21 protein-coding genes and 1 tRNA gene are annotated in these 22,465 nt (G+C 65.8%); 9 read left to right on the plus strand and 13 right to left on the minus strand.

What is annotated here, in order from left to right; all coding sequences use genetic code 11:
• From KVT32_RS22155 to KVT32_RS22175, 5 genes are all read right to left on the minus strand, one after another.
• Complete coding sequence (locus KVT32_RS22155) at positions 1-1,689, minus strand: type II secretion system protein GspD (RefSeq protein WP_152383466.1); 1,689 nt, start codon at positions 1,687-1,689, stop codon at positions 1-3.
• Positions 1,690-1,713: 24 nt separating this feature from the next.
• Entirely contained in the window at positions 1,714-2,451 is a 738-nt protein-coding gene (locus KVT32_RS22160) for a TcpQ domain-containing protein (RefSeq protein ID WP_152383467.1), read from the minus strand.
• Positions 2,452-2,467: 16 nt separating this feature from the next.
• A complete protein-coding gene (locus KVT32_RS22165) occupies positions 2,468-2,794 on the minus strand; it encodes a hypothetical protein (protein WP_152383468.1) in 327 nt (108 codons plus the stop codon).
• Positions 2,778-3,053, minus strand: a complete 276-nt coding sequence (locus tag KVT32_RS22170) for a hypothetical protein (protein ID WP_152383469.1) — start codon at positions 3,051-3,053, stop codon at positions 2,778-2,780. The genes KVT32_RS22165 and KVT32_RS22170 overlap by 17 nt, the downstream gene beginning before the upstream one ends.
• Before the next feature lie 505 nt (positions 3,054-3,558).
• Complete coding sequence (locus tag KVT32_RS22175) at positions 3,559-6,666, minus strand: autotransporter outer membrane beta-barrel domain-containing protein (protein WP_217618856.1); 3,108 nt, start codon at positions 6,664-6,666, stop codon at positions 3,559-3,561.
• Positions 6,667-7,089: 423 nt separating this feature from the next.
• Here KVT32_RS22175 and KVT32_RS22180 point away from each other — a divergent pair, with 423 nt between their 5' ends.
• Both KVT32_RS22180 and KVT32_RS22185 read left to right on the plus strand, forming a co-directional pair.
• Positions 7,090-8,076 carry a patatin-like phospholipase family protein gene (locus KVT32_RS22180; RefSeq protein ID WP_254636986.1) on the plus strand — a complete coding sequence of 329 codons (987 nt, stop codon included), beginning with the start codon at positions 7,090-7,092 and terminating at the stop codon, positions 8,074-8,076.
• 2 nt (positions 8,077-8,078) lie between these two features.
• Positions 8,079-9,530, plus strand: coding sequence for a GntP family permease (locus KVT32_RS22185; protein WP_217618857.1), 1,452 nt, complete (start codon positions 8,079-8,081; stop codon positions 9,528-9,530).
• An 11-nt stretch (positions 9,531-9,541) separates the two neighbouring features.
• On the opposite strand, the gene KVT32_RS22190 is transcribed toward KVT32_RS22185, so the two are convergent.
• The 3 genes from KVT32_RS22190 to KVT32_RS22200 all read right to left on the minus strand — a co-directional run bounded on the left by KVT32_RS22190 (position 9,542) and on the right by KVT32_RS22200 (position 10,798).
• The gene (locus KVT32_RS22190) at positions 9,542-9,832 is read right to left on the minus strand and encodes a ClpX C4-type zinc finger protein (protein WP_056320842.1); all 291 of its coding nucleotides are present in this window, start codon (positions 9,830-9,832) and stop codon (positions 9,542-9,544) included.
• A gap of 109 nt (positions 9,833-9,941) precedes the next feature.
• Positions 9,942-10,361: a hypothetical protein gene (locus tag KVT32_RS22195; RefSeq protein WP_152383473.1), complete on the minus strand. Its 420-nt coding sequence runs from the start codon at positions 10,359-10,361 to the stop codon at positions 9,942-9,944.
• Positions 10,358-10,798: a transcriptional repressor gene (locus KVT32_RS22200; RefSeq protein WP_152383474.1), complete on the minus strand. Its 441-nt coding sequence runs from the start codon at positions 10,796-10,798 to the stop codon at positions 10,358-10,360. The genes KVT32_RS22195 and KVT32_RS22200 overlap by 4 nt, the downstream gene beginning before the upstream one ends.
• A gap of 109 nt (positions 10,799-10,907) precedes the next feature.
• On the opposite strand from KVT32_RS22200, the gene KVT32_RS22205 reads away from it, so the two are divergent.
• A complete protein-coding gene (locus KVT32_RS22205) occupies positions 10,908-11,690 on the plus strand; it encodes an AraC family transcriptional regulator (protein ID WP_175157425.1) in 783 nt (260 codons plus the stop codon).
• Between the two features lie 33 nt (positions 11,691-11,723).
• Here the strand turns inward: KVT32_RS22205 and KVT32_RS22210 are convergent, their stop codons facing one another.
• Positions 11,724-12,185, minus strand: a complete 462-nt coding sequence (locus KVT32_RS22210; RefSeq protein ID WP_056320849.1) for a YkgJ family cysteine cluster protein — start codon at positions 12,183-12,185, stop codon at positions 11,724-11,726.
• Positions 12,186-12,405: 220 nt separating this feature from the next.
• On the opposite strand from KVT32_RS22210, the gene KVT32_RS22215 reads away from it, so the two are divergent.
• Entirely contained in the window at positions 12,406-13,023 is a 618-nt protein-coding gene (locus KVT32_RS22215) for a DNA-3-methyladenine glycosylase I (protein ID WP_254607280.1), read from the plus strand.
• Here KVT32_RS22215 and KVT32_RS22220 read toward each other — a convergent pair.
• Positions 13,020-14,924 (minus strand): LTA synthase family protein, encoded by a 1,905-nt coding sequence (locus KVT32_RS22220; protein WP_217618858.1) that lies wholly within the window; start codon positions 14,922-14,924, stop codon positions 13,020-13,022. The genes KVT32_RS22215 and KVT32_RS22220 overlap by 4 nt on opposite strands.
• Positions 14,925-15,272: 348 nt before the next feature.
• Between KVT32_RS22220 and KVT32_RS22225 the strand changes: the two genes are divergently transcribed.
• Positions 15,273-17,348 (plus strand): AsmA family protein, encoded by a 2,076-nt coding sequence (locus KVT32_RS22225; RefSeq protein WP_056320857.1) that lies wholly within the window; start codon positions 15,273-15,275, stop codon positions 17,346-17,348.
• 62 nt (positions 17,349-17,410) lie between these two features.
• On the opposite strand, the gene KVT32_RS22230 is transcribed toward KVT32_RS22225, so the two are convergent.
• Both KVT32_RS22230 and KVT32_RS22235 read right to left on the minus strand, forming a co-directional pair.
• Complete coding sequence (locus KVT32_RS22230) at positions 17,411-18,997, minus strand: sensor domain-containing diguanylate cyclase (protein ID WP_175157429.1); 1,587 nt, start codon at positions 18,995-18,997, stop codon at positions 17,411-17,413.
• A gap of 11 nt (positions 18,998-19,008) precedes the next feature.
• Positions 19,009-19,656 carry a TetR/AcrR family transcriptional regulator gene (locus tag KVT32_RS22235; RefSeq protein WP_217618859.1) on the minus strand — a complete coding sequence of 216 codons (648 nt, stop codon included), beginning with the start codon at positions 19,654-19,656 and terminating at the stop codon, positions 19,009-19,011.
• Positions 19,657-19,772: 116 nt separating this feature from the next.
• On the opposite strand from KVT32_RS22235, the gene KVT32_RS22240 reads away from it, so the two are divergent.
• Together KVT32_RS22240 and KVT32_RS22245 are read left to right on the plus strand one after the other, a co-directional pair.
• A complete protein-coding gene (locus KVT32_RS22240; RefSeq protein WP_217618860.1) occupies positions 19,773-20,519 on the plus strand; it encodes an SDR family oxidoreductase in 747 nt (248 codons plus the stop codon).
• Between the two features lie 138 nt (positions 20,520-20,657).
• Positions 20,658-20,733: transfer RNA gene (locus KVT32_RS22245), tRNA-Lys, on the plus strand.
• 190 nt (positions 20,734-20,923) lie between these two features.
• Here KVT32_RS22245 and KVT32_RS22250 read toward each other — a convergent pair.
• Entirely contained in the window at positions 20,924-21,274 is a 351-nt protein-coding gene (locus KVT32_RS22250) for a hypothetical protein (RefSeq protein WP_175157432.1), read from the minus strand.
• Positions 21,275-21,419: 145 nt separating this feature from the next.
• On the opposite strand from KVT32_RS22250, the gene KVT32_RS22255 reads away from it, so the two are divergent.
• On the plus strand, positions 21,420-22,064 hold the full coding sequence (locus KVT32_RS22255) for an OmpA family protein (protein ID WP_062841671.1): 645 nt from the start codon (positions 21,420-21,422) through the stop codon (positions 22,062-22,064).
• A 70-nt stretch (positions 22,065-22,134) separates the two neighbouring features.
• Positions 22,135-22,461: a 4a-hydroxytetrahydrobiopterin dehydratase gene (locus KVT32_RS22260; RefSeq protein ID WP_062841672.1), complete on the plus strand. Its 327-nt coding sequence runs from the start codon at positions 22,135-22,137 to the stop codon at positions 22,459-22,461.
• Positions 22,462-22,465 lie beyond the last annotated feature (4 nt).

Genomic DNA, 22,465 nt, shown 5'->3' on the forward strand with positions numbered 1-22,465 from the left:
TCAGAATCCTTCTTCGGGAATGGCCGTGACCAGCACGACCGTGAGCATCTGCTTCTCTTGCGAAGCGTCGGAGCCGCCGGCGAGCATCGGAGCCTTGTCATCCAGGCGCCGCCTGGTAGAGGTGTCGGCCGATTGTTGGTAGCCGCCGATCACGACCTGCTCGCCGGGGCGCACCATCACCTGCTGCACTCGTCCCTGGCCACCGATGTCAGTCTGCTGGACAAATGACTGATCACCACGCGCACCGACCGGCTCCTTTTTCATCTCGATGAGCCGGGTGTCGTCGTAGGCAATGGTCAAGAGCACTTGGCCGTCGTCCTGCGCGTCCGGCACAACCGTAAGGAAAGTGCCGACCGTCTTGTTGTCTTGCGTGACCGTGACGGTGGGGGCTGAGGTGTCCGACGTGCTTTGCGTTTGCTGCAGGTCCTTGATGTAGTCGAAGGAGCGGCGGGTGTCGTACTTGCCTGGGCGGCGGTTTTGCATCAGGAGCGGGATGCTCTTGTGGTCGATGATCGAACCCAATTGCGATAGCGCTGACAGTGCAAGGTTGGTTCCTGCGAACGGGCCGCTGCCCACTGTGGCTCCTACGCTGCCAGCGGCCTTGGCCGCGTCCAGCATTGGAGCGACACCAATTGCTGACGCGGTGTTCTGGCGCCCGAGGCTGTTGAACAGGATGCTCCAGTCCACACTCCCCTGGTTGATCCGATCGCTCTGCACCGTGATTTCTTCGAAGACCAGGCGCACGCGACGAGTCATCTGCCGATTCTCGGCGTCCAGGAATTCGCCGATCCGGTCCTGAGCTTCCTTGGTGTCCGTTACCACGATCGTGTTTGACGCGCCGTCCGCCGCCTTGATCACGCCGGCGCGGCTGAGGAACTGGCTGACCTTGCTGACGACCGCCGCCAGCTCGCGGGCTTCGTCTTTCGCACCAGCGGTGGTTCTGTCTGCAAGCATCGAATTGGTCGACTTGATATCGCGCTGCAGGTTTTCCTCGGCCGCCTGAGTGGGCGTGCGGACCACATAGCTCTTGGTCTCTGTCCGGTAGAAGCGCAGCGCACCGATCTTGTCGTCGTAGCGCCAGTACACGCCCAGGCGCAGTGCGATTGCGTCCAGCACGGAGGCGAGCGGGGCCTGGCCAGCTGGCAGGGGCGCCATCTTTGTGCGCGCTACGCCCGTCGGCAGCGCGGGACCCGCAACACGATCCACTGCCGCGCCGGGGATGAGAGCCGGGACGAGCGTGTCTGCCGTGCTGGCGCTCAGGCTAAGCGGGTTTACCGTGCCGAGATCGCCTGCCAGGCGCGGCAAAAAGTATTCGGCGGGGAGCAGGGCGTCGGCAGTGACCTGCGTCAGGATGCCGGTGGCGATCTGGATCCGGTCGGCCAACGTCTTGAGATCGGCGGAGTTGTTTTCAAAGAGCAGCGTCGTATTGACGTTAGCCCGGAGCGCCGGCGGCAGGGTGACTTCGCGGGCCAACGGCTGCGGTCGGCCGGCGATCCAGGGGAGCTCCACGACTTGACCCTTTGCCCGGTCGATGTCTCCGGCTTTGAGCTTGAAATGGTCCAGCGCGATGGCGCCGTCGGCTTGACGGAGGGCGGCGCGGGATTCGACTCGGTCGGTGGCCTGCAGGGCCGAGCAGCCAGCAAGCGCTGCCAGCATGACCGCCGTCAGTACGGTGCGGTAAGCAATCATTGGATTTCCTGTTCAACGCCACGGCTAGGATTGCGTGGCGGGGGATCGGTTGCAGCTGCGGGTGAAGGGCACCATGCGAAGCACGCGGTTGCCATAGAAGCAGGGGCGGATCGGCGATTCACTCATGGCGACCGCCTGCGATAGCGCCTGGGTGGCCTCTTGGAACGAGTCCGCCTCAAACTCGGCGGGAGCCTGTATCGGAATGTCGAAATTCAGTTCCCACTGATCGGGCCCGAAGGTCCAGCTGGCATCGGCTGCCCAGCGCACGAGCGCTTGGCGGACCGTGCCGTCTTGCGGACTGACCCGCCAAGTCTGTTTAGGCGGCTCCACGACTTGCGGTTCAGCAACGGGCTCGGTCGGAGCAACTTCGACCGTCACGACGGTGCCAGCGGTCGGAGTGACTTGTTGCGGGCTTGCGTTCACGTCAGTAGTAGGCGCCGTGGTTTCATTTGCCGCTACCGGCGTCGGCGTCGACGCAGAGCTGCTGGCGCCAGGCGTTGCATCAGTCGTGACCGGCAGAGGCGCGGTGGCGGCGGGTGCAGTGCTTTCGAGCTTGGGCGGCGCTTCCGGTACGGGGATGGGGGGAATGTCTGCCGAAGCCAGGGCGGTCGGCGATTTACCCGGTAGAACAGTGCGCGGATCCGCCTGGTTGATGAGGATGCGTCCAGAGTCCGGAGGTGTCGGAGGGGCGGGCGGGACAAATCCGCAGGCCGAAAGAAGGCAGGCCGCCGAGACGACGGCCGCCAAGAGGGGTGCTTGCATTGGGGATCCTAAAGAGTTACTTGAAGGTCTGGGGCGTCACGCCCTGCCGTTCAAGTTCATGGTGAACGGCGCGCAGCTCGGCCGGGGAGCTCTGTCGCCTGGTGAGCAGCAACAGTTCGAGGAGGATGGGGAGCAGCGAACCGTCGGACTGTCCGCTCGGGGCGTTATCCAGCAGCGTGAGGCGCAGCTGCGAAACATGTTCGGCGACCTGGTCGTCGACTTCGAGCCGATCCCGCAGGTACGCGGAAAGCGTCATGCCGCGATCCGCAGCTGCTTGCGCGTACCGCCGGCGGGCGTCATCGGATAGCCGGAATGTGATCGGGCGCTCAAGCAGGGAGCGCATGAAGCCTCGCCTCCTCCACCACGATGTGGCCCATGGCCTCAGCAAATGCCTGCTTGAAGGCGTCCCGCCGGATTCTGCGTTCGAGGGGCGAATCGGCTTTGCCTTTGCAATGCTCGATAAATTGCTGGTCGCGGTACTGAGCCGGAGTCATCTCCGGAGCCGTTTCGAACCAAGTGCGAGCTGCTTGGCGTGCGTCGCGCGCCGTGGATGGAAATTCAAATGCGGCGCCGGATGGGTAGGCCGCGGACGACTGAACCATATAGATCCTCTGCGAATGACGTGCGCACCTCGGCCTGCCGCCGTGGGCGACATACGCGGGCTGCGGGTTTAGCTGACTATCCAGCGTGACTGGGGATGTGCCGCGAAGGAGCGGCTAGGGCTGCTGGCGCATGTGTCGGCGCGCCAGAGAGGTGAAAGTCCTGCTAGGTTCGCGCGGCAGCGGGCCTTGACCAAATCTTGACCGCAATCATTAAAAAAGACCGCAAAACCCTGCGAATCACTGATTGAATGTCCAGTGGCTAAAGGGGGGCTATCGTTGCAAGTCTTTGATTGAAAAGACATTCTGACTTGCAGGGATTTGCAGATCGGCGGACTTTTAATCCGTTGGTCGCGAGTTCGAGTCTCGCACAACCCACCACCCCAATTCGCGCAAGCATCAAGTCGAACGCCGCTATTTCGTTAGCGGCGTTTTTCGTTGGTGCCAAACACAAAAACGCCGCTATCGGAATAGCGGCGTTTTGCTTTGCCTGGCGTTCGTGTACGTCTTAGTACCGCCAGGTCATATGGACCGAACCGGCGTTTTCCCGGTTGCCGCCGCCGAACTGGCCGGTGTAGTTCAGGCCGATGGTGGCATTGCGCGTGAGCGCGGTTTCGACGCCGAGCTCGGCCAGCGCGGCATCGCGCGCGATGGGAGCGCCGGCCACGGTGAAGGCCTGGCCGCCATCGAAGGACATGGTGCTTTCGGGCTGCACGTCGCCAAAGGCGTGGCGCCAGCCCAAGGTGGCCTGCACGCGTCCTTCGGTCTGGCCAACCGTGAAGTTCATCAGCCCGCGCAAGCCAAGCGTGGAGGCGGTTTGCTTGTTGCTGTCGCTCTGCCCGCTCAAGGCGGCCGATCCGCCGGACTCCGAGAAGCTGCGGTTGCGCGTATCGCTCCAGGACAGCCCGGCGAAGGGCTCGATGCTGACGCGCTCGGACATGGGCAGGGCGTAGCCGAGTTCGGCGAACAACTGGGTGGTGCTTGCGCCATAGTCGGCAGTCAGCGTCTGGGACACGCCGGAGACGCTGGCGCGGCGTTCGGTGGAGATGTCGTGCCAGGTGTAGGCCGTGCCGGCCATCACGTTCAGCTTGCCGGGCCCGACCTCGAACACCTTGCCGCCAAACACCGCCGCGCTGTAGCCGGCAATGTCGGCCTGCGACGAACGGTCGTCCACGCGAATCTTGCTGTCGGTGAAGCCCAGGGCGCCGCCCAGGCGCCAGCCGCCGCCCAAGGCGTGGTCGACGCCGGCGAAGACGCCGCCGGTGTTTTGGCGCACTTGCGCGGAATCGCCGTTGCCCTTCCAGGTCTGCCAGTTGCCGATGACTTCGGCCCAGGCGGGCTGCGCATTGGAGGAAGGCAGGGCGGACGCGGACGGGGTGCCGCCAAGTTGCGCGGTCGGCGCGCCTGCGCGCATGCCCGCGCCCAGGTTCGCGCGCAGGTAAGCGAGGGGCACCGCGCGTACCGAGTTGTTGAGACCCGTCAGGGTGGAGTTGACGCTGGCGTGCGCTTCTCCGGACAGGCTGTTGAAGGCCGCGGCCGTGGCGCCTTCGGGCAGCGTCAGGATGTATTCGTGCAGCGGGTTGCCGGCGGGCAGGCTGTCCAGGGCGTTGGCCACGGCGCGCTGGTTGCCGGTTTGCGCCGCGTCGGCGAAGGCGATCGGGCGAGTCGGCGTTTCAGGAACGCTGGGGGTGACCGGCGTGACCGGGGTAACCGGAGTCACCGGGGTCTCCGGGGTGACCGGGGTGACCGGGGTTTCCGGGGTGACCGGGGTTTCCGGGGTGACGGGCACCTGCTTGCGGCCAAGCTGCATCACGACGTTCTGGCCGTCATAACGCAGGGCCGGATCCAGAAAGGCGTAGTTGGACGAGACGCTGCTGAACTGCCCGTTGACCGTGCCCGCGCTGAGGATGGCGTATTCGCGCCGGGTCTGGAACCCGCCGTCCGGCCCGACATGCACCGCCGAACCCGCCAGGTTTGCCGTGCCGCTGACAACGACACGGCTGCTTGCCGACGATTGGGAATCGGCCGTCACCTGATAGACCGAACCTGGCGAGAACGTCAGGTCGCCCGCGACGTTCAGGGTGGTGCCGGCCGCGCCAGGGGCCAGCGTGGCGCCGTTTTGCAGCGTGGTCGTGCCGACCGTTCCCGAGCCGCGCAGGGATGCGCCGCTGGCGACATTCAGGGTGCCGCCCAGGGCGCCGTTGACCGTCAGGGCGCCGCCCAGCAGATTGGTTTGGCCGCTGAAGGCACTGGAATCGCCGGTCAAGGTGGTCGATCCGGCCAGCATGTCGATGGTGCCCTTGCCCGGCGACAGAGAACTGATGCCGGGGGCGAAGACGTAGTTCGAACTGGAGTGGTTGAAGACCAGCTTGCCGGTCCCGTCGCCAAAGCGCACGCCAAGCGCGGCCTGCACGACGCCCGGCGCGGCAGCGGCATCGCTGGCGGCGGCGCCGATATTCAAGGTGCCCACCGATCCCGCCGCATCGGCGATTCGGACGCGGTTGGCGGTTTCAAGGGTGGCGCCGTTGGACAACGTGGCGGCGCCCGTGCCTTGATAGCCGACGAGGAAGGCGCTGGAGGTCTTGAGCCGGGTCTGCGGGCCGTCCGCGACGAGGGTGCCTTCGCTGCCTGCGCTGAAGCCGGCGACCACCTGGTAGGCATCGATCATCGCACCGTCCGTCGCGGCCAGGTGGCCCTTCGAACCCGCATACATGCCCAGCGCAATGTAGCTGGTCAGCGAGGAGAGCTGGCTGCCGGCGCCGGAAACCAGCAGTTTGCCGTCGCCGCCCGCGTACATGCCCACATAGGTCTGGGCGCCGGAAGTGGCCGTGGCCCCGCCCTTGATGTCCAGCGTGCCAGTGCTGCGCGCGCCGATCGACATGCTTCTGACTGTCTGCATCGACGAGCCAGCGCCCGTGATTTCGATCGTGCCCGTCGAACCCGCCGAGTTGGCCACCAGCAGGCCGGTAAGTTGAACCGTGCCCTTGTCGGAGATCGTGACGACGCCGGTGCCATTGTCACCTGCGGTGATTTGCCCGGCGTTCAGGGAGCTGCCCAGGCCAGAAATATTCAGGGTGCCGAGAGAGCCGGTGTGCGAACCCAGCGTGACGGCCGTCGATGCGATGGCTTTGGCGCCGCGGGTCACGTTCAGCGTGCCCGTGCCATAGAAGCCGACGCTGAAGGCCTCTGCGGTCCACTGAGAGTCCGCGCCGTTGATGGTGGCCGTGCCGGACTGAAGTTCGGACGTGCCGGGCGTGAAACCATTCGTGGAGTTGCCGATGATGGCCGAACCGCTGGTCAAACGGCTGCCATGTTCCACGTTGAGCGAGGGGCCACCAATCGCGCCAAGAAAGATGACGCCCGCCTGGTTGCTGCCGCTGGAGATAACCGGCGCGTACGGCGTGACGCTATTGATGAACAGATAGCCGGTCGAGCCCGGAAGCGATGCCGACGACCAGTTTTGCACGTCTTGCCAGTCTGCGCTCTGCGTGCCGTTCCAGGTGATGCTTTGCGCAATCGCAGGCGCGGCGCCCAAGGTCAGCATGCCGGACCCGGACAGGCCAAGCGCTTGCAAGGCAATGACAATCGCCCTTTTTTTCAGTTTTTGTTGAGGCATTTCGCGTTTCAGAAGTGAATGTAGCTGAGGCGGAATGGCGCAAATCCTGAAAAAGCCATGGCGCACGTGAAGGGAAAGCGGGGATGCGAGGGATGCTGCGGCGTCGATGCTTGGGAAGCCTGCGCGTTGGGGCGCGCGTAATCGATCTTACGATTTGCTGAAAAAGCCAAAGCCCCAAAAAACACCGGTGATGATGGCTATTTTTCTTATTATGATGCGACCCCAATTTCTATCCGGAGGGCGTAGTCTTCCGTTTTCCAGGCGCATCGCGTATAACTTCCGAACGATATGTGCAGCGCAACATGGCGCATGTCGCAGTCACACCGATCGCAAGCTCACCCCCAGCCTCCCGCAAGGAGTTCCGCCGTGGCCCGATCCAAAGCGTCAGCGACTGCCCGCGATCCCGTCTTGATCGATCTTGCGCTGCAGGGGGGAGGCGCGCACGGCGCCTTCACCTGGGGTGTGCTGGACCGGCTGCTTGAAGAACCCTGGCTCGGCATCGACGGCATCTCCGGCACCTCGGCCGGCGCCATGAACGCCGCCGTGCTGGTGCTGGGACATGCGCGCGGGGGCGCGCAGGGCGCCCGCGCCGCGCTCGAGGACTTCTGGCGTCGCGTGTCCGACGCCGCCCGCTTCAGTCCCTTTCGCCGCAGCCCGCTCGACATCCTGATGGGCTCGTGGTCGCTGGACAATTCCCCCATGTTCATCGCCTTCGACATGGCGTCGCGGGTGTTCTCTCCCTATGATCTCAGCGCGTCCGGGGCCAATCCCCTGGCCGCCATCCTGCGGGAGGTCATTGATTTCGACGAACTGGCGCGCGCGCCCATCCATCTGTTCATCACCGCGACGAACGCGCGCACGGGCCGGGGCCGGGTGTTCAAGAATGCCGAGGTCAATGCCGACGTGCTGCTGGCGTCGGCCTGCCTGCCCACGCTGTTCCGCGCCGTGATGATCGACGGCGATCCCTATTGGGACGGCGGCTACAGCGGCAATCCGACCATCACGCCGCTGGTGCGGGACTGCCAGTCGCACGACACGATCCTGGTGCAGATCAATCCGGTGGAGCGGGCCGGGTTGCCCAGCAGCGCCCGCGAGATCATGAACCGCCTGAACGAAGTCACCTTCAACGCATCGCTCCTGAAGGAGCTGCGCATGATCGCGCTGCTGCGTCAGGTGGCCGACCCCGGCAATGGCGAGGGCAGGATGTGGGCGCAGATGCGGATACACCGGATCTCGTCCGACCTCATGGTGGAGCTGGGATACTCGTCCAAGCTCAACGCCGAATGGCCGTTCCTGTGCATGCTGCGCGACGAGGGCAGAAAGGCGGCCGAGCGTTTCCTGGCAGAACACGGCGACGACCTGGGCAAACGGTCGTCATTGGATATCGACGAATTGCTGGGCGAGGTCTGATCATGGGACTGTTCGGTATTCTGCTGGCGCTGGTCCTGCTGATCGGGCTGGCCTATCGCGGCTGGAGCATCCTGCTGCTGGCGCCGGCCGCGGCCATGGTGACGGCTGCCGCGGCGGGGGAACCGCTGCTGGCCCATTGGACGCAGACCTTCATGGGCGGCGCGGCCGGGTTCGTCGCCCAGTTCTTTCCCTTGTTCCTTCTGGGGGCGCTGTTCGGCAAGCTCATGGCCGACAGCGGCTCGGTCACGGCGATTGCCGACGCCATGACGCGCAAGCTGGGCGCGCGGCGCGCCATCCTGGCCGTGGTGCTGGCCGGCGCCATCGTGACGTACGGCGGCGTCAGCCTGTTTGTGGCGTTTTTCGTGCTGGCGCCCATGGCGCATGCGCTGTTCCGGTCGGCCGGCATTCCGGTGCGCCTGATGCCGGCGGCCATCCTGCTTGGCACGTCAACCTTCACGATGTCCGCGTTGCCGGGCACGCCAGCCGTGCAGAACGCCATTCCCATGCCGTTTTTTGCGACCACGCCGTTCGCCGCGCCGGGGCTGGGCATCATTGCCAGCGCAATCATGCTGGGCTTCGGGCTGTGGTGGTTGAGCCGCGCCGAAGCCGCCGCGCGGCGGGCGGGCGAAGGCTACGTCGCGCCCGCGGGCATGGCCAGCGACGTGGCCGACGACGTGCTGGTGCGCGAGCGCGCCACCGTCGCGCGCGAGTTCGACCCGGCCGAAATGCAACATGGCCAGCGCAGCCCGGACGCGCCCTCTGCGCTGGTGGCGGCGACGCCGCTGGTCGTGGTGATCCTGGTCAATCTGCTGATGACGCTGATCGTCCTGCCGCGCATGGACACCGCGTGGCTAGCCGAGGCGCGCTGGGGCGGCACCAGCCTGGCCGCGGTGGGCGGCGTCTGGTCGGTGATCACCGCGTTGCTGGCCGCGATCGTGATGCTGGTGGGGTTGAACTTCCGGCGCCTGCCGTCGCTGCGCGACACGATGGACGCCGGCGTGAACGCGTCCGCGCTGCCGCTCCTGAGCGTCGCGAGCCTGGTGGGATTCGGCGCGGTGGTCGCCTCGCTGCCCTCGTTTGCGGCGGTGCGCGACTGGGTGCTGTCGATCGAGGGCGGGCCGCTGGTGTCGCTGGCCGTGGCCACCAACGTGCTGGCGGCGTTGACCGGGTCGGCGTCGGGCGGCCTGACCATCGCCCTGCAATCGCTGGCCGGCACCTACATGGAGCTGGCGCAGACCCTGGGCATCGATCCGGCGCTGATGCACCGCGTGTCGGTGATTGGCGCGGGCACGCTGGACAGCTTGCCGCACAACGGCGCCGTGGTGACCTTGCTGGCAGTGTGCGGGTCGAACCACCGGGATGGTTACATGAATATCGTCGTGGTTGGCATCGTGGGACCCATCATCGGGCTGGCGGCGGTCATCGCGCTGGGCAGCGCGGTGGGGTCGTTCTGACGCGATGCCCGTCAGGACAGCGTGCGCGCGGGCAGCGCCGCCGACAGGTCGTTCAGGCTCAGGCCGCAACACCGCGCCCGCTCGGCCAGCGTTTCGCTCTGCGCCAGCGCGCGGCTGCTTTCCTCCAGCAGCACGTCCAGCTGCTCTTGCGGCGTGGCGGCCATCGCCCATGCCCGGTCCGCAAAGCGCACGGCAAACTGGTCCACGCACGATTTGCAGATGGCCGCGCCGTTCTGCTCGAGCAGCGGCGCGCCCTGCGCGAGCGTCGATTGGCAAAACTGACAGGCGAGGGCGTGGTTCATGCGTCGGGCGGCCGGGACGAGAGTTGGTAAAAACGGCCACCGAAACGACGGGGCCTGTCATTGAACAACGGCCGCGCACGCCCAGTCTTAAATCGCGGGGCTTGCCGTCTTAATCGACATTGAAGCCGCTCGGCCCTGCGTGCCCAAGCAGTTCCCGGGCGCACTGGACCGCTTCTCCCGGTGTCGCGACCGCCAGGAACGGCAGGCCGAAGGCGCGAGCCATCTTTTCGCCGCGCTTGCGCAGCTTGTCCAGCGCCTGGGCATCGCGTTCGACGGCGATAAACGCGCGGCATCGCGCCCGCAGGCGCGGCATGTTGGCGGTCTGCCATTCGATCATGGCCCTGCGGTCTTCGTGCGCGGCCTCATGGCGCGTGTCGGGCACCACCATGACAAAGGTGCGCGGGTTCTCCACCAGCAGCTCCATTTCCCGGATCCACGTGGCGGAATAACCGAGCGGCGCGCCGCCGTGCCGGGCCGTCACGATGGGAAACTGCGACAGGTCGTGAAAGAAGAATTGGTCGTGGTTCATTCGAAGGCTCCGTGGGGCAGGACAGGCTCGTCCTTGGCGCAGCCGCAGCTGCCGTAAAGCACGAGACTGTAGGAATCCAGTTCAAAGCCGCAGCGCCGCGCGATCTTCCTGACCCGCTGCGCCGTGGCGGGATCGCTGGACTCCCGGATCTGGCCGCAGCGCGTGCAGACCAGGTGGTCGTGATGCCCCTTGTCGTTCAGTTCGAACACGTTGGTGTGCGAATCGAGCTGGGTGCGTTTGAGCAGGCCGGCGTGCTCCAGTTGCGTGATCACCCGGTACACCGTGGCCAAGCCGATATTGCTGTGGTCCGAGATGAGGCGGCGGTAGATGTCCGCGGCGCTCATGTGCGCGTCGGCATGGCGGTAGAAGATGTCCAGGATCTTCAGACGCGGAAAGGTGGCTTTGATGCCGGCGTCGCGCAGCCGTGTGTGGTCCATGAAATGTCTCCAATTCAGTGGGCGGATATCCCAATGATGAGAATGATGTACATTTTCAAATGGACCCGCTAACGGGAACCCGTCAACCTGTACCTCAAACCTGCCAACCATGCGTGAAGCGGCTGCCTCTCCCCCTCTGCCCGACGTCCTGCTGACGCCGTACAGCCTGCGCCGGCGCCGGGAATCCAAGGGCATTTCGGTGCCCGCGCACGTCCACGCCGAGGGCATGCTGGTGCTGGTGCACGAGGGACTTGTCATGGTGCAGTCGGGCGATCGCGTGTTGACGGTGCTGCCCGGCAGCCTGGGCTGGATTCCGCCCGGCGTGCGTCATGGCGCGCGCTGGTTTGGCGAGGCGCGCGGCTCGTTCCTGCACGTGCACCCCGACGGGTGCGCGCGCTTGCCGCCGCATTGCCGGGCTTGGCCGTCGTCGCGGCTGATCGAGGCGCTGGTCGAGCGCTTCGTCGAAGGCACGTCTCGGGAGACCCCGGCGGCCTATCAGGCGCAACTCTTTGACGTGCTGCTGGAAGAGCTGAGACAGCGCAGCGCCGCGGCGACCGTGCCGCTGCCGATGCCGGCCGACCCGCGCCTGCAGGATCTGGCCAACACATTGCTGGATACGCCGGACGACACGGCGGGCATCGACGAATGGGCGCAGCGGTTGAACATGTCTTCGCGCACCCTGATGCGGCGCTTTCGCCAGGAAACCGGTGTGACGCTAGGGCAGTGGCGTCAGCAGGCCAGGCTGCTGCGGGCGCTGGAGATGCTGTTTCGCGGCGGATCCGTCACGCAGGCGGCGTTGTCGGTGGGCTACGAAAGCACCAGCGCATTCATCGGCAGCTTTCGCACGGCGTTCGGCATGACGCCCACGCGCTATCTGGCGGGGCGCGCCTAGGACATGACCGCGAAGGGTTCGCCGCGGCGCGCGTCAGGCGGCCGCGGGCTGGTCCGGATGCAGCGGGCCCTGCGGGTCGTTCTCGGCGTCGGGACGGGGCGGCACGGGTGCCAGACCCAATCCCAGACGCAGGCGCTGGCAATCCGGATTGGGCGATCCGTCCGGCATCCAGATGTCGAAGTCGCGGCACGGCGTGGGCCGGTTGTCGTAGATGTCGCAGTGAATGCCGGGCTTGCCGAGCTCTCCGCGCAGCGAGATGCAGCGCCCGCCGCCCATCTCAGTGCCCTTCATGCAGGCGCGCAGGGGGCTCATCTGGGTGACCAGTTCCAGTGGAACCTGGCCGCCGTTTTCGCCGGCCAGTTCACCGACGTAAAAGGACACGCGAAAGTGCGCGCAACATGCGCCACAGTCCAGACAGGGATTGGCGGACGGGTCGTCGCCGGCCAGCACGGCAGGCGACACGAAGGTAACGAGCGAAGTCAGTGGCAGGGACATGGGGCAAGGTCCGAAATGGCCTGTCCGGCTCCCCGTCTTGGCGCATGCCGGGCCTGCGATGCGCCGGCCCGCCGCGCTGATCCGACGGTGCGCGCGGCACAGGCCGGCGCCGAATCAAGGCCGGAAATATTATCTGGATTTGCGTTGCGGCCGCTACGACTTTTTTCAGGGACGTTGCTGGAGTAGCATCGGTAGCCCGTCAGCCGTAAGGAGCGATCTCTTGTCCGCCAAAACCGATTTCCCAGATGGCCTTGCCCGTTGCGGCTGGGTGGACACGTCCGCCGAATACATGGCCTATCACGACACCGAATGGGGCCACCCCGAAGGCGACGATCGCGCGCTGTTCGAACAGCTTTGCCTTGAAGGTTTCCAGTCCGGGCTCAGCTGGCGCACCATCCTGAACAAGCGCGAGGCCTTCCGCCGCGGCTTCGCCAACTTCGACCCGGCCAGGCTTGCAGCCTTTGGCGAACAGCAAGTTCAGACGCTCTTGGCCGATCCGGGCATCGTGCGCCATCGCGGCAAGATCGAAGCCATGATCAACAACGCGGCCCGCGCGCTGGAAATGATCGACCGCGAAGGATCCCTGGCCGCGTATTTCTGGCGCTTCGAAGCGCCGCCCTCCAAGGTGTCCACCTATGGGGCTTCGACCTCTGAACAGTCCGAAGCCCTGTCCAAGTCGCTCAAGAAGCTGGGCTGGAAGTTCGTGGGGCCGACCACGGTGTACGCCTTCATGCAGTCCGTGGGCATGGTCAACGACCACAGCCCCGGCTGCCATTGCCATGCGCTCGTCGAAAAGAAGCGCAAGGCGTTTGTTCGGCCGGATGTCCGGTCAGCCTAGGGCGCCGTCTGCACCGGCGCCTGCGTGGGCAAGCTGTAGCGCCCCTCGCGGTAAGCCCAGCTTGGCCACAACGCGTGGGCCAGCGCCTCGGTTGCCAGTTCGGCATTCAGCGGCGCGGGCGCGTAGTCCTCGGGCGCCGTGTAGCGGTACTGCACCGGGGGCTTGTTGGGCGCCAGCACCAGCAGGTCGTCTCCCTTCAGATACCCATAGGTGCTGTCGTACTGCATGATGGCGCGTCCGGGCGTGCTGCGCGTCAGGTCGTGGCCGATCATCGGGTGCTCGGTATCCACGCCAATCAGCGACAGCAGGGTGGGCGGCAGGTCGATCTGGCTGATGATGCGGTCGTCGCGCCGCGCCTCGATGCCGGCGCCCAGGATCACAGCAGGAATGTGGAAGTGGCGTACCGGTACCAGGCTGGCGCCAAACACGCGCGAGTCATGGTCCGCCGCCACCAGGAAGACCGTGTTTTCCCAATACGGAGACGCCTTGGCGCGTTCGAAGAACCGGCCCAGCGCCCAGTCGGCGTAGCGCACCGTGTTCTCGACGGTGGCGGGATTGCCGTCGGTTTCGATGCGGCCCGCCGGGTACTCCCACGGCGTATGGTTGGACACGCTGAACGCCAGCGTGAAGGTCGGCTGGTCGCCATCTTCGCGCAGCAGGCGGTCAAGCTGGTTGAACATGTCCTCGTCCGACGCGCCCCACGTGCCGACGAACGCGGGGTCGACAAAATCAGGCCGGTCGACGATCTGCTTGAAGCCGTTGCCCAGGAAGAAGCCCTTCATGTTGTCGAAGTGCGACTCGCCGCCATAGATGAAGCGCGAGTGATAACCGTGCCGCCCCAGCAGGTCGGCCAGCGAAAAGAACCCGCGCTGCGAGCGCGGCAGTTTCAGCACCGCTTGCGCGGGGGTGGGCAGGAACCCGGTGGTGACAGCTTCCAGTCCGCGCACCGAGCGGGTGCCGGTGGCGTAGGCGCGCGTGAAAGTCCAAGCCTCGCGCGCCAGCGCGTCCAGCTCCGGCGTCAGGTTGGCGCCGCCCAAGGCTGCGCTGTACTGCGCGCCCAGGCTTTCTTCAAGGATGATGACCAGATTGAGCGGGCGATGCGTCTTGCGCGTGGCCGGCTGGCGATGCAGGCTGGGGTAATCGGGATTCGGCGGCGGATACGGCAGGCCGGACTTCGCCAGCACCAGGGCGTGCATCTCGTCGTCGTCCATGCCGCCATATACGGCGGAGGCCGACTTCTCGTTCTTCATGCTGTAGACCGCATAGAACACGTTGTACAGCGAGTTCAACGCCAGGGTGTTGAGCATGCCGTCGGAGCTGTAGGCCACCGAGGACGGGTTAATGGGACGGTGGCCCAGCGTGCCGCGGATGGCCAGGATCACCACCGCCAGGATCGCCACGCTGGCCAGCGGCATCTGCCACCACGTCAGCGGCGCATCCGGACGCGCGTGGCCCAGCAGCGCCCACGCGCCCCAGCCAATCAGCGCCAGCGCGCCCAGTCCGCCCAGCAGGGCGCCCTTGTAGCCGCGCCACAGCATCCCCGAGACTTCGCGTGGGTGCTTCAGGTATTCGACGAACAGGCGGTTGGGGCGGGAGTCGTATTCGATGATGAAGGGCGGCGTCGCCACTTCCAGGAACGCCAGCAGGACGAACGCCACGATGTACCAGACAGCGGTGATGTCCGCCGCCACCGGGATGTGGCCGAATAGCGGCGACAGCACGGCCGGCAGCGCTGCCAGCACCGCGATCTGATGCGCATCGATGCGCAGTCCCCGCAGCAGCAAAGGCGCCAGGCCGCCGGCATTGCGCACGCGCTGCCACTGCCAAAGCGCCAGAGCCAGGCGGCTGAGCGTCAGCAGCGCGAAGGCCGCCAACACGAATATCAAAGTCGAGTGCCGCATCGGGCCTCCAGGTTGTCCTGCACTTGCGCCCGGTCAGGGCGGATTTGGTCATTTGGCATTGGAACCGCGCCGGCGTCAAAAATTCGGCAACCGGGCCGGATACGGTTACTACGACCCGGCCGCAGTCGTCTCTTTTTGTAACGGCGCGCACCTTGCACGGGCACGCCGCTTGCTGCGCAGCGGTGCGGACGTTCGCGCCGTTGGCATGCCTGCATCGCGAGTTCGCCCGGAAAAATCCGCACACATTATGGCGTCGTTCCGTCCGACCGTCGCTGCCGGCCGCGATACCCTGGGGTAGTGATCCGGCCAGCGCGGTTCGGCCGGGCAGCAAAGCCAAGGATAGTAACCATGACGCGAACAAGAAAAATAGCGATCGGGATTGTAGGGGGCATTGCCCTGCTGGTGGCGGTAATGGTGATCGTGATCGCCACGTTCGACTGGAACCGCGCCAAGCCCATGATCAACGAACGGGCCACCGCGGCCATGGGCCGCCCGTTTGCCATCAACGGCGACCTGAGCGTGCGATGGCAGCGCGAGGCGGGAGAGGGCGGCTGGCGCAGCTGGGTGCCGTGGCCGCGTGTGGTCGCCAACGACATCACCATCGCCAATACCGAATGGGGCAAGGCGCCGCACTTCGCCACCCTCAAGCGCGCGGAGTTCAGCCTGTCCCCCTTGCCGCTGCTGGCCCAGCACGTCGTCATCCGTCATATCCAGTTGACCGAGCCCGCGGCTGACCTCGAAAGGCTGGAAGACGGCCGCGCCAATTGGGTCTTCACGCTGCCGGAGTCCGGCGAGCCGTCCCCGTGGGTGCTGGACATCAATGAGATCGGCTTTGACAAGGGGCGCGTCGGCTATGCCGACGAAGTCATGAAGGCCGACCTGACCGTGCTGGTCGATCCGCTGGGCAAGCCCGTGCCATTCGCGGACGTGGCCGGTAAATCCTTCGTGCCCGAGGACGGATCGGCCGTCGCGCCGCGCGACTACGTGTTCGGATGGAAGGTCGACGGCAAATACAAGGGGCTGTCCACCAAGGGCGAGGGCAAGGTCGGCGGCATGCTGGCCTTGCAGGATCCCAAGCAGCCGTTCCCCTTGCAGGCCGACGTGGCCATCGGCGGCACGCGCGCTTCGGTCGCGGGCACGCTGACCGATCCCGTGCATCTGGGCGCGCTGGACCTGCACCTGAAATTGTCCGGCTCGTCCATGGCGCAGCTGTATCCGTTGACGGGCGTCACGCTGCCGGACACGCCGCCCTACAGCACCGACGGTCACTTGGTGGCCAAGCTGCAGAACCCCGGCGGGGCGGTGTTCGACTACAAGAATTTCAACGGCAAGGTCGGCGACAGCGATCTGCATGGCGACATCAGGTTCGCGCTGGGTGCGCCCCGTCCCAAGCTGACGGGCAAGCTGTCGTCCAAGCTGCTGCAAATGGCCGACCTGGGCCCGCTGATCGGCGTGCCGTCCGGCGGCGGTCCGAAGGCCGACACGGACAAATCCAAGGACGCGCCCGCCAAGCCCAAGGGCGGCAAGGTTCTGCCCACGCAGGAGTTCCGCACCGACCGCTGGCGCGACATGGATGCGGACGTGTCGCTGGACGCGGCGCGCATCGTCCACGACAGCAAACTGCCGCTGTCCGATCTGTCGGTCCACGTCATCCTGCAGGACGGCAAGCTCACGCTTGATCCGCTGCGCTTCGGCATGGCCGGCGGCACGATGAACGCGACGGCGCGACTGGACGGCTCGAAAGCGCCGCTTACCGGACGCATCGACATGCACGCGCGCCGGTTGCAGCTCAAGCAGCTGTTTCCGTCTGCCGAAGCCATGCAGAAAACGCTGGGCGAGCTCAACGGCGACCTGGCGATCAGCGGCACTGGCAACTCCGTGGCGGCCCTGCTGGGCACGGCGACGGGCGACGTCAAGATGCTGGTCAACGACGGCGTCATCAGCCGCAGCCTGATGGAGCTGGCGGGACTGAACGTCGCCAACTATGTGGTCTCCAAACTGTTCGGCGACGATGAAGTGAAGATCAACTGCGGCGCGGCCGACCTGGAGCTGAAACGGGGCGTGATGACGCCGCGCGTCTTTGTGTTCGACACCGACAACGCGTTGATCACCATCACCGGCTCGGCCAGCTTCAAGGACGAGACCCTGGATCTGGATATCGACCCGGACAGCAAGGGCTTTCGCATCTTCTCCTTGCGCTCGCCGTTGTACGTGCGGGGGACGTTCGGTTCGCCCGACGTGGGCGTGCACGTCGCGCCGTTGGCGGCGCGCGGCGCGGGCATGGTGGCGCTGGGCGTGCTGCTGACGCCGGCGGCCGGGCTGCTGGCGCTGATCGCGCCCAGCGCGAATGACGACAATGCTTGCGGACCGTTGCTGGAGCAGATGCGCAAGCCGCCCAAGGCGCCTGCGCCGGCCAAGAAGTAAATAGGCAAGAAGGCCGGCACATTGCCGGCCTTCTTGCTGTCATCGGCGTGCGACGCTAACGCTCAGGGCATCGTCCGGAATCCCTCCGGCGCGGTGTCGTCGGCCGCACAGACCCTGTCGCGGCCGTGATTCTTGGCGTAATAGAGCGCCTGGTCCGCGCGCTCGAACACGGCTTCCAGTGTCGGGCCCTGGTCCGGGTAATGCGCCACACCCACCGAGATCGTGATGGAAACGGGCAGGGGCGAGCCTTCCGCGGACGCCAGGCGCGCGCGCAGGCGCTGCGCGATCCCGATGGCCGCCGCCATGCTGGCGCCCGGCAGCAGCATGACGAATTCCTCGCCGCCCGGCCGCGTCAGCACGTCGCCACTGCGCGAACCCTCGCGCATGACGCCGGCCAATGCCTGCAAGGCCTGATCGCCCGCCGCGTGGCCGTAGCGATCATTGATGCGCTTGAAGTGGTCGACATCGATCGCCACGATGGCCACCGGCGTCCCCTCGGCGCCCAACAGCGCCAGTGCCTCGTCCATGCCGCGGCGGTTCAGAAGGCCCGTCAGCGTGTCGGTCGTGCTCTCCTGGCGCAGGTCGCTGAGCTTGTGATGCATCGACGCCAGCCCCGTCAGCAGCGCGCGCCGCAACTGCGCGGCCTCGAAATACCATGAACGCACGGCGCGGATCCGGTCCGCGGAATCCGGGTCCTGCATGCGCTTGGCAATACTTGCCATCTGCCCCAACGGGCGTGCGATCCAACGCGACAGCAGCCATATCAGAACGACCGATAGCATCAAGAGCGGCAGGGTGTTGCGGACCGTGGCCATCAGCAGGTCGGCCAGCGGGCGCAGCGTGCTGTCCACCGGCCGCTGCGCGATGATGCTCCAGCCGGTGCTGGGAACCGGCGCAAAACCGGCCAGCATGTCGCGGCCATCGCTGTCGATGAAGCGCTGTTCCCCCGTTTCGCCGCGCCGTGCCGCGGCAAAGGTGTCATTGTCGGGGGCGGGCTTGCCCAGCCGCGCGCGGTCCGGGTGGTAGATCAGCGTGCCGTTGCGGTCGATGACATAGAGAAATGAACCATCGCGGTAGAAATGCTCGTCCAGCAAGCGGTCCAGCACATTGTCTTCGTGCAGGTAGAGCGACCCCGCGATGAATCCGAGGTAGCGGTAGTCGCGCGAAAAAATCGGATGGGTATAGAGGATCTGCCAACGCCCGTTGCTGGCCTTGAAAGGCTCACTGATCGTGGGCTGGCGGACGGCGAGCGCCTGCTTGACCGCATCGCTGACCAGCTGGTGTCCCAGCAATTGCGGATACGACGGCGACACGGCCAGCACCTTGCCTTGAGGCGACGCCACGAAACTTGAATTGAAGTGGCCCATCTGCTGTTCCAGCCGCCGCGTCTCCGCCGCCATGCGCTCGGGGTGGCTTTCCATGTCGGCCAATTCGTCGGCGGTGTAGGAAAGGTAGCGGTGGATGTCGTTCAGCAGCGCATTGGTGGTCAGCGCCAGCTTGGACGCATAGATGCGATTCGTGTCCATCGCATTGCGCAAGAGCAGATCGCGCTGCACCAGATAGCTGGCATGCAAGCCGCCCGCAAGCACCACAAGGACCGACAGCAGGCTGATCCACAGGATGAGACGCCGCAGGTCGACACGAAACATGACGGCATCCGTCAGCTGCGGGCGCGGCCCGGCGGATCGCCGGAAGGCGGCGAGGCGTCGTAGGCAAGCGCGTCCCAGGCGCGCATCGCCTGCCGGGCCACCGCCTGCAATGTCTTGCGGCTGGCGCCGTCGCGGGCCTGGATCGACATGCCATGCAGCACCGTCGTGTAGAACGCGGCCAATCCTTTCAAGTCAGTCCCGGCGGGCAATTCACCCTGCGCGGCGCCCGCGGTCAGGCGGGCAAGGATGCGACTTTGCATCTCGCGCCGGTTGTCCCCCAGAAAATGCCCCACGCTGGCCTGGTTGTCGCAACCGGCCGGCGCGCCCAGCACGATCATGCAGCCAGGCGGAAGCCCCGGGGCCGTGAAACGCTCGGCCGAGGCAAGCAGCATTGCCTCGATGGCGTCGCGCGCGGTGGGCGCAGCCAGCAGCGCGCGCCGCGCCGAACCGCCTTCCGTATCGCGGTACAGCTGGACGGCTTCCCGGAAAAGGCCTTCCTTGGAGCCGAAGGCACCGTAAAGACTGGGCGAGTTGATGCCCATCGCTTCCGTCAGATCGGTCAGCGATGCCCCTTCATATCCCTTCGACCAGAAGACTTCCATGGCCTTTTGCAAGGCTTGGTCCCGGTCGAAGTTGCGCGGGCGCCCTCGTTCAGCCATGCCGGGGATTTTACCCGTGCCGACTATTTTGTGTTGATCGATAAAAAATTCATTGACCAGCCATCACGCGCCCGGCGATGATATTTGTACCGATCACTACAAAACGAGGTTTGACCATGCAGAACTTGAACGGCAAAGTGGCGTTCGTCACCGGCGGCAGCCGCGGCATCGGCGCCGCCATCGTGCGCCGGCTTGCGGCCGACGGCGCGGACGTGGCCTTCACGTACGTCAGCGCGTCGTCGGCCGGGCTCGCGGAGGCGCTGGTGCAGGAACTGAAGGCGCAGGGCCGCCGCGCCGCGGCGATCCAGGCGGATTCCGCCGACGCCGCCGCCGTCAGGCGCGCCGTGGAAACCGCCATTCGCGAGCTCGGACCGGTGGATGTGCTGGTCAACAACGCCGGCATCTTCCTGGCCGGGCACATCGCGGACAACACATTGGACGACTACGAGCGGACGATGGACGTCAACGTGCGCGCGCCTTTCGTCGCCATCCAGGCGGTTCAGGCAGCCATGCCCGATGGCGGACGCATCATCAACATCGGCAGTTGCCTGGCAGCCCGCGCCGGTCGGGCAGGCGTCGCGCTGTACGCGGCCAGCAAATCCGCGCTGGTCGGCCTGACGCAAGGCCTGGCCCGCGACCTGGGTCCGCGCGGCATCACCGCAAACGTCGTGCACCCTGGTCCCATCGACACCGACATGAACCCGGCCGACGGCGACCGCGCCGCCGACATGGTGGCGGTGCTGTCCTTGCCCCACTACGGCCACGCGCGCGATATCGCCGGGATGGTCGCATTCTTGGCAGGACCCGAAGGCCGCTACGTCACGGGCGCGAGCCTCGCGGTGGACGGCGGCTACGCGGCTTGATCCTGTTCGTCGAAACTTTTTCGCCACCCGACTTGCACAAATAAAAAAAGCCCCATATAATCTTTCTTCTTCGCAGCACACACATAACGAAACGCTACGGCGCATAGCGCGGCAGCAGATCAAAGTGAGTGACTCGCAGGGCTGTTAGCTCAGTTGGTAGAGCAGCGGACTCTTAATCCGTAGGTCGAGTGTTCGAGCCACTCACAGCCCACCAGAATTCTTTGGCAGTACATCAAAAAGCCCACCGGTTTCGGTGGGCTTTTTGCATTCTTGGCCGGTCCGCCGGAGCGTCAGCAGGAGGCAGCCGTGCGCACTCAGCCCGAATGGGCATAGTCCCTCCAATCCGTTGGAATGACTGACTCTCATGGGGTCGGCCTGGCGCGCGGCCCTCTAGAAAACATCGATCATTTGGCAGCGGTGGCGAACACCACACTCAGCGAATGTGCCGACGTTACCCGTAGCTGCACATCGCTGGCCGGACGCGTCGCCCATCCTGCGGCGCGGACCAGTCCGGACAGCAGGCCGAAGGCCGGCGCGGCCACGTTCAGCAGGTCGTCCACGCCTGGCGGCGGATTGAGCGGCGCCTGAATGACCTCGCTGCTCAGGCCGCTTTCGCTCAACAGGGCCTGAAGGCGCGCAAGCGTCGGATTCAGGGCCTCGACGTTTTCCAGATGGAAGTCCTGCCGGTTGCTGCAGAGTCCGGCAAGCTGGTCGGCGCTGGTTCTATCTAGAAAGTAAGTGCGTGCCACGGTCATGGGAGCCTCCGCTGATAGCGGCATCATATCGCTCGGCGCAACGGGATTCGGGGGCGTACAAAATGTTGCCCGACGCCCCGCAGCCCCTTGCTAGCATGATCCTCGCCGGAATGAACCGGTATCTGGATGGACAGTGGAGGTTGCCATGAACTCAAGAACAATCAACCGGATCGCCGTGCTTGCGACCGCGGGCGTGCTGCTGGCCGGTTGCGCGACGCAACAGCAAACGAATACCGCTGTCGGTACGGGCGCGGGCGCGGCGTTGGGCGCTGGCATTGGCGCGCTGATCGGGCACGGCAAGGGCGCGGCGATCGGCGCGGGCATCGGTGCGGTGGCGGGCGGCCTGGTGGGCTACAACTGGAAGGTGGTCAAGGAGGACGTGCAGAGTTCCGGCGCCTCGTCGCTGGGCATCGACGTCGTGGAAATGCCCGACGGCAGCCTGAAGGTCAATATTCCCAGCGGCGTGTCGTTCGATACGGACAAGACGCAGCTCAAGCCGGCGTTGCTGCCGGTGCTCGATAGCGTGGCGCGGTCGCTTAACCAGCATCCCGAGCTGCGGGCCAAGGTGGTCGGCCATACCGACAGCACGGGTTCGCTTGCGCACAACCAGACGCTGTCGGTGAACCGCGCCAGGAGCGTGACCGATTACCTGGCCAAGCAGGGTGTGGCGGGCACGCGTCTGTCCGTGGAAGGCCGTGGTCCGAACGATCCGATCGGCGACAATGCGACGGCCGAAGGGCGCGCGCTGAACCGGCGCGTGGAGATCTACCTGTACGCGGTCCGGCAGTAAGCACGGGCGCGTTCCTTGCTGTCAGGCGGCTGGCGCGATGCGCGGCCGCCTTTTCTTTCCGGAGTCTGTGATGAGCGATTTTCCTCCCGCCTGCATCGGTACCGATACCGCGGTTGCCGCGCTCACCGGCTGGCAGGCCGTGGCCATGCGCGATGCCATCGAAAAGCGCTATCGCTTTCCCAACTTCAACGCCGCGTTCGGCTTCATGGCGCGGGTGGCGATGTTCGCGGAAAAGCTGAACCATCATCCCGAGTGGACCAACGTCTACAACCGCGTGGACGTGACGCTGACCACGCATGACGCGGGCGGTGTGACCGAGCTGGATGTGCGGATGGCGCAGTTCATGGACGAGGCGGCCGAACACGCGGGCGCGACGGCGCCCAAAGCGCAGCCCTGACCTC

It is taken from the genome of Achromobacter sp. GbtcB20 (genome assembly GCF_019091095.1).
GTDB classification, from domain to species: domain Bacteria; phylum Pseudomonadota; class Gammaproteobacteria; order Burkholderiales; family Burkholderiaceae_B; genus Achromobacter; species Achromobacter mucicolens.

Coding starts and splice junctions, on each gene's coding strand:
- KVT32_RS22155 (WP_152383466.1), bottom strand. CDS start 1,689: ATGATTGCTTACCGCACCGTACTGACGGCGGTCATGCTGGCAGCGCTT.
- KVT32_RS22160 (WP_152383467.1), bottom strand. CDS start 2,451: ATGCAAGCACCCCTCTTGGCGGCCGTCGTCTCGGCGGCCTGCCTTCTT.
- KVT32_RS22165 (WP_152383468.1), bottom strand. CDS start 2,794: ATGCGCTCCCTGCTTGAGCGCCCGATCACATTCCGGCTATCCGATGAC.
- KVT32_RS22170 (WP_152383469.1), bottom strand. CDS start 3,053: ATGGTTCAGTCGTCCGCGGCCTACCCATCCGGCGCCGCATTTGAATTT.
- KVT32_RS22175 (WP_217618856.1), bottom strand. CDS start 6,666: ATGCCTCAACAAAAACTGAAAAAAAGGGCGATTGTCATTGCCTTGCAA.
- KVT32_RS22185 (WP_217618857.1), top strand. CDS start 8,079: ATGGGACTGTTCGGTATTCTGCTGGCGCTGGTCCTGCTGATCGGGCTG.
- KVT32_RS22190 (WP_056320842.1), bottom strand. CDS start 9,832: ATGAACCACGCCCTCGCCTGTCAGTTTTGCCAATCGACGCTCGCGCAG.
- KVT32_RS22195 (WP_152383473.1), bottom strand. CDS start 10,361: ATGAACCACGACCAATTCTTCTTTCACGACCTGTCGCAGTTTCCCATC.
- KVT32_RS22200 (WP_152383474.1), bottom strand. CDS start 10,798: ATGGACCACACACGGCTGCGCGACGCCGGCATCAAAGCCACCTTTCCG.
- KVT32_RS22205 (WP_175157425.1), top strand. CDS start 10,908: ATGCGTGAAGCGGCTGCCTCTCCCCCTCTGCCCGACGTCCTGCTGACG.
- KVT32_RS22210 (WP_056320849.1), bottom strand. CDS start 12,185: ATGTCCCTGCCACTGACTTCGCTCGTTACCTTCGTGTCGCCTGCCGTG.
- KVT32_RS22220 (WP_217618858.1), bottom strand. CDS start 14,924: ATGCGGCACTCGACTTTGATATTCGTGTTGGCGGCCTTCGCGCTGCTG.
- KVT32_RS22225 (WP_056320857.1), top strand. CDS start 15,273: ATGACGCGAACAAGAAAAATAGCGATCGGGATTGTAGGGGGCATTGCC.
- KVT32_RS22230 (WP_175157429.1), bottom strand. CDS start 18,997: ATGTTTCGTGTCGACCTGCGGCGTCTCATCCTGTGGATCAGCCTGCTG.
- KVT32_RS22235 (WP_217618859.1), bottom strand. CDS start 19,656: ATGGCTGAACGAGGGCGCCCGCGCAACTTCGACCGGGACCAAGCCTTG.
- KVT32_RS22240 (WP_217618860.1), top strand. CDS start 19,773: ATGCAGAACTTGAACGGCAAAGTGGCGTTCGTCACCGGCGGCAGCCGC.
- KVT32_RS22250 (WP_175157432.1), bottom strand. CDS start 21,274: ATGACCGTGGCACGCACTTACTTTCTAGATAGAACCAGCGCCGACCAG.
- KVT32_RS22255 (WP_062841671.1), top strand. CDS start 21,420: ATGAACTCAAGAACAATCAACCGGATCGCCGTGCTTGCGACCGCGGGC.
- KVT32_RS22260 (WP_062841672.1), top strand. CDS start 22,135: ATGAGCGATTTTCCTCCCGCCTGCATCGGTACCGATACCGCGGTTGCC.